The following is a 7,528-nucleotide window of genomic DNA, read 5'->3' as shown; positions in this document are numbered from 1 at the left end:
CGAGGAGCCGACGCCGTTGAGGCCGCCGGAGGTGGAGTAGGAGTTCGCGTTGAACTTGCCCCCGGCGTGGAGGGTGCAGAGGATCACCTCCAGCGCGGATTTGCCGGGGAACTTGGGGTGGGGGTCGACGGGGATGCCGCGCCCGTTGTCGCGGACGGTGACGGAGTTGTCGGCGTGAAGCTCAAGCTCGATCCGGTTGGCGTGGCCCGCGACGGCCTCGTCCATCGCGTTGTCGAGGATTTCTGCGACCATGTGGTGCAGCGCGCGCTCGTCGGTGCCGCCGATGTACATGCCGGGGCGCTTGCGGACCGGCTCCAGGCCTTCGAGGACCTCGATCGAGGAGGCGTCATAGGTCGAAGCGCCGGAGAGGAGGTCGTTGGACATGGGGTCACCTTCTGAGGAACGCAGGCATTAGACCACCGATGGGGCTTGGGGCGCAAGATGTGGGGGGTGGAAGGACGGGCGGGGGCGGCCTAGGTTAGGCGTCAAGCAATGGAGGAGATGGCGATGCGGGTGTTGTTCACAGGCGGGTCGGGCAAGGCGGGCAAGCATGTGGTGCCCTATCTGGTGGCGCAGGGGCACAAGGTGCTGAACTTTGACCGGGTGCCGCTGGGGCTGCCGGGGGTGGCGGACCTGCTGGGCGACATCTGCGATGCGGGGCAGGTGTACAGCGCGATGCGCACCCATGCGGCGGACGAGATGGATGAGGGTCCGGCCAAGCTCTTCGACGCGGTGGTGCATTTCGCGGCGGTGCCGAGATACGGGATGGTGCCGGATACCGAGACGTACCGTGTGAACACGGTCGGGACCTACAATGTCATCGAGGCGGCGCTGAAGATGGGGGTGCGGAAGGTGATCGTGGCGTCCTCGGAGACGACCTACGGGGTGTGTTTCAGCGATGGCGTGGTGGACCCGAAGGTGCTGCCGCTGGAGGAAGACTACGACATCGACCCGATGGACAGCTACGGCATGTCGAAGAAGGTGAACGAGGTCACGGCGCGCAGTTTCCAGCGGCGGTTCGGAGCGGATGTCTATGCGCTGCGGATCGGGAACGTGATCGAGCCGCATGAATATGCGACGGTGTTCCCGGCGGCAGCGGCGGACCCGGGGCTGCGGCGGCGGATCACCTTCAGCTACATCGACGCGCGGGACCTGGGGCAGATCGTGGATCTGTGCCTGAAGACCGACGGGTTGGGGTTCCAGGTGTTCAACGCGGTCAATGACGAGAACTCGGTGCCGCAGCCGAACTCGGAACTGCTGGCAAAGTATTTCCCCAATGTGCCCCTGTCGCGGCCGGTGGGCGAGCGGGAAAGCCTTTTGTCCAACCGAAAGATCAAGGACATGCTGGGCTTCAAGGAGCAGCATCCCTGGCGCAAAGAGGTGTCGTGATCCGGGCGTCTTGCCACTGCCGCCCATAGGCAAGGGATCGCCTTCGACGCCGGACCGCTGCACCGTCGGGTGCAGCGGTCTGCACCTTAATTGTGGACCACAGCGCCAGACTGGTCCTGAGCCCGACGGCGCAGGAACTGCAGAAGCTTGCGCTCCAGCCAGATGTAGACACGGGCGGAAATGATACCGGCTGCGATTGACGCGAAGAACGTCAGCCAGGGCACCGTGTGGCCGAACACCTTGTTCACCACCGAAATCATTGGGTAGTGCGTCAGATAGATGAACATCGACGCCCCCGCGATCTCGGCCACCACGGTTTTCAGCTTGGCGGGAACGATGAGGGATCGCACGAAGATGATCAGAGTGCAGCCCCCGACGACATAGTATGCGGCTGACGACGGCTGGAAGTAGTACGTGATCCAGACCGCACACAAAACGGAAGCAAAGATCCGCGCCGGCATGTCCTTGGCGGCTGCGATGACCATGCCAAGCGCAAAGCACCAGCCGTAATGCCAGGGCGTGCGATGATAGTTGTAGTCGCCGTCCCAGTTCGCTTCGACGATGATGTCGATGCCGACAGCGAAGACAAAAAGCGCGAATGCACATGCCAGCGGATGGTTGTGGAAGGCCGCGCGGATCTTCGGCACCGAGAACAGTAGCATGCAGATCAGCATCAACTGGATGTAGATTTCGGCGAAGTAGAAGGTGTAGCCGACGATGCTTCCCGCAGGCTGGTAGTTCGACACCAGAATCAGGGACGGCCATTCAAATTCCCCGATCCCCAGTTCCAGCACGGCATCGAGGAGGACTGTAGGGATCGCAACGGCGAAGATCGTTCCGAAAAGGGTTTTCACGCTGCCGGACCGGATGATTTCTGGCAGCTGGAAGCGGGCCACGGAATACCCCGCGAGGATCAGCAGGAAATAGGCCGCCCCCCAGTTCTGGCTGTAGACGAAGGCATCGGCATGCAGCCCGATGATGCAGATCATGAAGAAGGCCCGTGTCAGAGTCACAGTCTCCAGCTTGCGCCAGGTGGACTTGTCGCTTTGCTGCACATGACGCTGCAAATCGGTTGTGCTCAGTTTCTCCCATTCGTCGGGCAGCGCACCCAAGTGCCGCTCGAAGGACAGGGAAAACTGGATGTAGTGAAGGGAATCGCCACCCAGAGATTCGAACGAATCCTCGGGCCGGACCTGTTGGCCCGGAAACTCGAACTGGAAGAGCGAGATGACGTCGGTGATTTCGTCCGGGCCGACGGTGGCGGGGGCGGGTGCCGTCGCTTTCCGGTCACCGAAGATCTCGGCCAGCTTGCGGCGCTGGACCTTGCCGGTGCCAGTGACCGGCAGGGCGTCGACGGTCATGACATGCAGCGCGCTGCCGGCGGCAATGCCCATGTCCTGCAGGGCTGCCGTCGCGGCGGCCTTCAGCTTGTCGGTCGGGATCGCCTGACCGACAATCGCGACCAGAATGCCTTCGCCGCGCTGGGCATCGGGAACCTTGGCAACGGCAATCTGCGCCGTATCCTTCAGGCGGGCGCGGATCTTTTCCTCCAGCTGGTCGGGCACGACCTTCTGGCCGCCGCAGTTGATCAGGTCATCGGCGCGGCCATCGAAGAAGAGGTAGCCGTCCCGCAGATGACCAAGGTCATTCGTCTGCAGCCAGCCGTCGGCATCGGTCAGGGGGTGCAACCCGTCTGCGTCGATGCGCGACCTGGCGACATGGGGGCCGCGGATGCGGATGCGGCCGTCGGGCGCCAGCGCAACCTCGCCTTCGCCGACGGGTTGGCCGACCGATTCCAGCAGATGGTCGGGCACGTCAGAGATTTGCAGGAAGGTGCTGCGCGAGGCTTCGGTCAGGCCATAGTGCTGCACGATCAGGGCGTTGGGGAACATCTTGCGGATGCCGCGCTTTTCGTCCGCGGTCATGTGCTGCGAGCCGATCTCCATCCAGCGCAGGGTCTTGCCCGCCGCGCCGATCAGGCCGGGGTCGGCCAAAAGCAGGCGCAGAAGGGTCGGGACGGCGGACAGCGCGTTGACCTCGCCTGCCGCAAGCATGCGGGCCAGCTCCAGCGGGTCAAAGCCACGCGGCGGCAGATAGGCCTTGCCGCCCACGGCGCTGACCGCGCGGTAGCGGGCCATGCCGAAGCTGAAGGTCGCTGGCACGCCGACATATTCACGGATGTCCGAGGTCATCCGCATCACCTCGATGATGCGCTCGGTGGTGTAGCCAAGATTGCGGTAGGTCAGAAGGATGCCCTTCGGCACGCCTTCGGTGCCCGAGGTGTAGCTGACCTGCGCGGGCGTGTCGTCCAGGATGACCGGATGCTGTGCGGTGAACCAGCCCGACGTCTCGGCCGGGTCGAGGCAACGGTCGATCTGCAACCCGGGAAGCTGGCCCGCCTGCTGTGCGTCGGTCACGAGGACAAGCGGTCGATGCTGTGCGTAAAGTGCGAACATCTGTTCGACAAACGCCAGGGAATTCTTGCGGATGATCGCGGTGGCCTGAAGCCCGTCAATGCCCATCGGAATGGCCTTCCTGAACTGGACGCAAATAGCGCCCGATGCCAACCGGTAAGCCCGGTTCGTGACCAAAGATTGTCATAATGTGGAATTCATTCCGGACATGGACGATCTGTTGGGACCTTCGCGTCGCGTGTCAGGTCGGGTTTGCCGGCTCGGCCATCCGGGCGGACCACATCCGCTGGAACGCGTCGCGCGACTGGCAGCGTTCCAGCCAGGCTTTCACCGCCGGGAATTCCCCCAGAAGCGTCGGGTGGCCCTGGGCGTAGCGCAGGCATTCGGCCAGGTTCAGGTCGGCCACGGTGAAGCGGTCGCCCAGAAGGTGGCTGAGCGCGCCAAGGTGCGCCTCCAGCCGGGCCAGCGGGCGGCGCAGTTTGGCGGCGCAGAGCAGGATGGCGGCCTGCCCCTCGGCGGTCTTGTCGCCGCCCTGGCCGGTGATGGTCTGGATCTCCAGCGCCGGGCCTTCGATGGAAGTGACGGCGAGAAGGGTCCACTGGTCCAGATGCGCCGCCTCGGCCGGGGTCCGGGGCGCAAGGGGGCCGCCACGGGTGCGGGCGATGTGGTTGGTGATGGCGAGGGATTCGGTCAGCACCAGGTCCCCCTCGACATAAGCCGGGATCTGGCCGATGGGGTTCACCTTCAGAAACGCGGGCGAGGCGGTGTTGAAGGGGGCGTCGGCGGATTTTGCATCCTTCAGGCGGTAGGCCTGGATGACGGGGACATGCTCGAACGTCTCGTCCAGTTCGTACAGCAGCCAGATCGGGCGCGAGGCGCGGCTGCGGAAGACGCCGTAAAGGGTAGCCATCGGGAAAGCTCCAGTTGCACCGGGGCAGACTATGCCGGGCCGGGCGGAAGCAAAAGGGGCAAGCCACGCCCTGCGATCTTGATCCGGATCAAGGCCAAAAGCCCAAGTTTGTGCTTGAGAAGATGGGACATTTGCAAGGGAGGTGCCCCGCATGGAAGATACCCAGGCCATCGCAGTGACCGAGGCGGTTGCGGTCGAGGGGGGTGGGCCGAAGTCGTTTCCGGCGGCAAGCCCTTTGCATCAGGCGTTCGAGTCGGGCCGTTACCCCTATGCCCGCCTGATGGGCCGGGTGGCCTATGAGGCCGAGAAGGCCAAGCTGCAGGCCGAGCTTCTGAAGGTCCAGATCTGGGCGCAGGAGACCGGGCAGAAGTTCGTGATCCTGATGGAGGGGCGCGATGCGGCCGGCAAGGGCGGCACGATCAAGCGGTTCATGGAGCATCTGAACCCCCGATATGCCCGGGTCTGCGCGCTGACCAAGCCGTCGGACGTGGAAAAGGGCCAGTGGTTCTTCCAGCGCTACCTGGCACACCTGCCGACGGCGGGGGAAATGGTGTTCTACGACCGCAGTTGGTACAACCGGGCAGGGGTGGAGCGGGTGATGGGCTTCTGCAGCCCCACCGAATACCTGGAGTTCATGCGTCAGGCGCCGGAACTGGAGCGGATGCTCGTTCGGTCGGGGATCCGGCTTTACAAGTACTGGTTCAGCGTCACGCGCGAAGAGCAGCGCGCGCGGTTTCTGGCGCGGGAGACGGACCCCCTGAAGATGTGGAAGCTGTCGCCCATCGACAAGGCGTCGCTGGACCGCTGGGACGATTATACCGAGGCGAAGGAGGCGATGTTCTTTTACACCGACACCGCCGACGCGCCCTGGGTGATCGTCAAGTCGAACGACAAGAAGCGCGCACGGCTTAACTGCATGCGGCATTTCCTGTCGACCATCGACTACCCGAACAAGGACCATGCAGCGGTAGGTACGCCCGACCCGCTGATCGTCGGCCGTGCGCAGCAGGTCCTTGGGATGGGCCCCGAAATTTATGACGCGGCCACCCATCCGGCGATGCAGCGCGGCTGATCGGCGCCGGGGGCGACTTGCGGCCCTTGGCGTTGGGCCTTCGGGCCACTACGTTGCGCGCCATGTGGCGGATGGCGTTCCTTCTTTCCTGTCTTGCGGCTGGCCCGGCGCTGGCCCATCCGCATGTCTTCATCGACACGAAGATCGAGGTCCTCCTGAACGACCGGAACGAGGCGACGGGGCTGCGGATCACCTGGACCTATGATGACCTTTACTCGCTGTATATCGTCGGCGACATGGGGCTGGACCCCGATTGGGACGGCAAGCTGACGCCCGAGGAAGTGACCCGGCTTTCCGGCTTTGACATGGACTGGATCGAGGGCTTCGAAGGCGATACCTATGCGCTGATGGCGGACAAGCCGCTGGCGCTGTCGGGGCCGCGCGACTGGACGGCGGGTTACGCCGAGGGCAAGATCACCTCGACCCATGTGCGGGACTTTGCCGCCCCGGTCCCCGTGGGTGAGGTGCCGCTGGTCGTGCAGGCCTATGACCCGGGCTATTACGTCGCCTATGCGATCCCCTTCGATCCGGTGGTGACGGGTGGTGCGGGGTGCACGGCGCAGGTCTTCGTCCCCGATCTGGACGCGGCTGCACAGGCGCTGCAGGACGCGCTGGCCGAGTATACCCCGGACGTCGATCTTGAGGCCGAGTTTCCGGCCGTGGGCGCCAATTTCGCCGAGGAGGTCCGCCTGACATGCGCCGCACCCTGACCTATGCCGGGCTGGTGCTGGTGGTGCTGGGCCTGCTCCTCTGGCTGACAGGCGCGCTGGGGCCAGTGGCCGAGGCGTTGCAGGCGGCGCAGCGCGCAGCGCAGGACCGGCTGGCGGGCGCGATCCGTGCCTTGCGGGGCGGCGAGCCGGGGGCCTTGGCGACGTTCTGGGCGATCTGCTTTGGCTACGGTGTGCTGCACGCGGCGGGGCCGGGGCATGGCAAGCTGGTGATCGGCGGCTATGGCGTGGCCCGTCGGGTGCCGGTGGGGCGGTTGGCGGGGCTGGCGCTGGCATCCAGTCTCGCTCAGGCGGCGGTGGCCGTGGGGCTGGTCTATGCGGCGGTGGCGGTCCTGGGTCTGACCCGCACGGCTGTCGAGGGTGCCGCCGAAAACTGGGTGACGCCCATCGGCCATGCGATGATTGCAGGCCTGGGGCTGTGGCTGGTCTGGCGCGGGGTCGCGGGACTGCGACGGCAGGCCCGTGTCATCGGGGCTGACCACGGGCACGGGCATGACCACGGCCACGCGCACGGGCATGACCACGGGCATGACCACGGGCACGCGCACGGGCATGACGATCACCACGATCACCAACATCACGACCATGCGCACGGCCCGCACTGCACCCACGCGCATGGTCCGACCGTCGAGGAGGTCGAGCGGATCAGCGGTTGGCGCGACGGGCTGGCGCTGGTCGCGGGAATCGCGCTGCGGCCCTGTTCGGGGGCGCTGTTCGTGCTGGTCCTGACCTGGCAACTGGGCATCGCGGCGGCGGGGGTGGCCGGGGCTTTCGTCATGGGCCTTGGGACTGCCCTGATCACCGTGACTGCGGCGCTGATGGCGGTCTGGGCGCGCGAGGGCGCGTTCCTTGGACTTGGCTCGGACGGAGTCGCGCGGGCGATGCCGGTGGTGCAGCTTGCGGTGGGCGCGGTGATCGCCCTTGCGGCGGGTGGCTTGCTGATCCAGAGCCTTTGACGCTGCGGCGCGGCGGAGAGGGTGGCTTGTGCGCTGCCACTCTGGGCGATAAGCCAAGG

Annotated in this window: 7 protein-coding genes; 4 read left to right on the top strand and 3 right to left on the bottom strand. The window is 65.4% G+C overall.

All coding sequences use genetic code 11. The features are described from left to right. A partial coding sequence (locus tag U1E69_RS00480; RefSeq protein ID WP_322242049.1) for an ATP-binding protein occupies positions 1 to 384 on the bottom strand: 384 nt, incomplete at its 3' end. A gap of 123 nt (positions 385 to 507) precedes the next feature. On the opposite strand from U1E69_RS00480, the gene U1E69_RS00475 reads away from it, so the two are divergent. Beyond that, positions 508 to 1,389, top strand: coding sequence for an NAD(P)-dependent oxidoreductase (locus U1E69_RS00475; protein ID WP_322242047.1), 882 nt, complete (start codon positions 508 to 510; stop codon positions 1,387 to 1,389). An 86-nt stretch (positions 1,390 to 1,475) separates the two neighbouring features. Here U1E69_RS00475 and U1E69_RS00470 read toward each other — a convergent pair whose 3' ends face one another. Together U1E69_RS00470 and U1E69_RS00465 are read right to left on the bottom strand one after the other, a co-directional pair. Then, complete coding sequence (locus U1E69_RS00470) at positions 1,476 to 3,911, bottom strand: AMP-binding protein (RefSeq protein ID WP_322242045.1); 2,436 nt, start codon at positions 3,909 to 3,911, stop codon at positions 1,476 to 1,478. Positions 3,912 to 4,044: 133 nt separating this feature from the next. Then, positions 4,045 to 4,713, bottom strand: a complete 669-nt coding sequence (locus tag U1E69_RS00465; RefSeq protein WP_322242044.1) for a glutathione S-transferase family protein — start codon at positions 4,711 to 4,713, stop codon at positions 4,045 to 4,047. 151 nt (positions 4,714 to 4,864) lie between these two features. Here U1E69_RS00465 and ppk2 point away from each other — a divergent pair, with 151 nt between their 5' ends. The 3 genes from ppk2 (at position 4,865) to U1E69_RS00450 (ending at position 7,469) form a co-directional block, all read left to right on the top strand. Next, positions 4,865 to 5,785: a polyphosphate kinase 2 gene (ppk2, locus tag U1E69_RS00460; RefSeq protein ID WP_322242043.1), complete on the top strand. Its 921-nt coding sequence runs from the start codon at positions 4,865 to 4,867 to the stop codon at positions 5,783 to 5,785. Positions 5,786 to 5,856: 71 nt separating this feature from the next. Further along, on the top strand, positions 5,857 to 6,495 hold the full coding sequence (locus U1E69_RS00455) for a DUF1007 family protein (protein ID WP_322242042.1): 639 nt from the start codon (positions 5,857 to 5,859) through the stop codon (positions 6,493 to 6,495). Continuing rightward, positions 6,480 to 7,469: a hypothetical protein gene (locus tag U1E69_RS00450; RefSeq protein ID WP_322242041.1), complete on the top strand. Its 990-nt coding sequence runs from the start codon at positions 6,480 to 6,482 to the stop codon at positions 7,467 to 7,469. Before U1E69_RS00455 ends, U1E69_RS00450 begins: the two co-directional genes overlap by 16 nt. The last annotated feature ends 59 nt before the right edge of the window (positions 7,470 to 7,528 follow it).

It is taken from the genome of Tabrizicola sp. (assembly GCF_034366665.1).
Lineage (GTDB): Bacteria > Pseudomonadota > Alphaproteobacteria > Rhodobacterales > Rhodobacteraceae > Tabrizicola.
The sequence above is the reverse complement of the archived record's forward strand: the minus strand, read 5'-3'. Positions and strand labels throughout refer to the sequence as shown.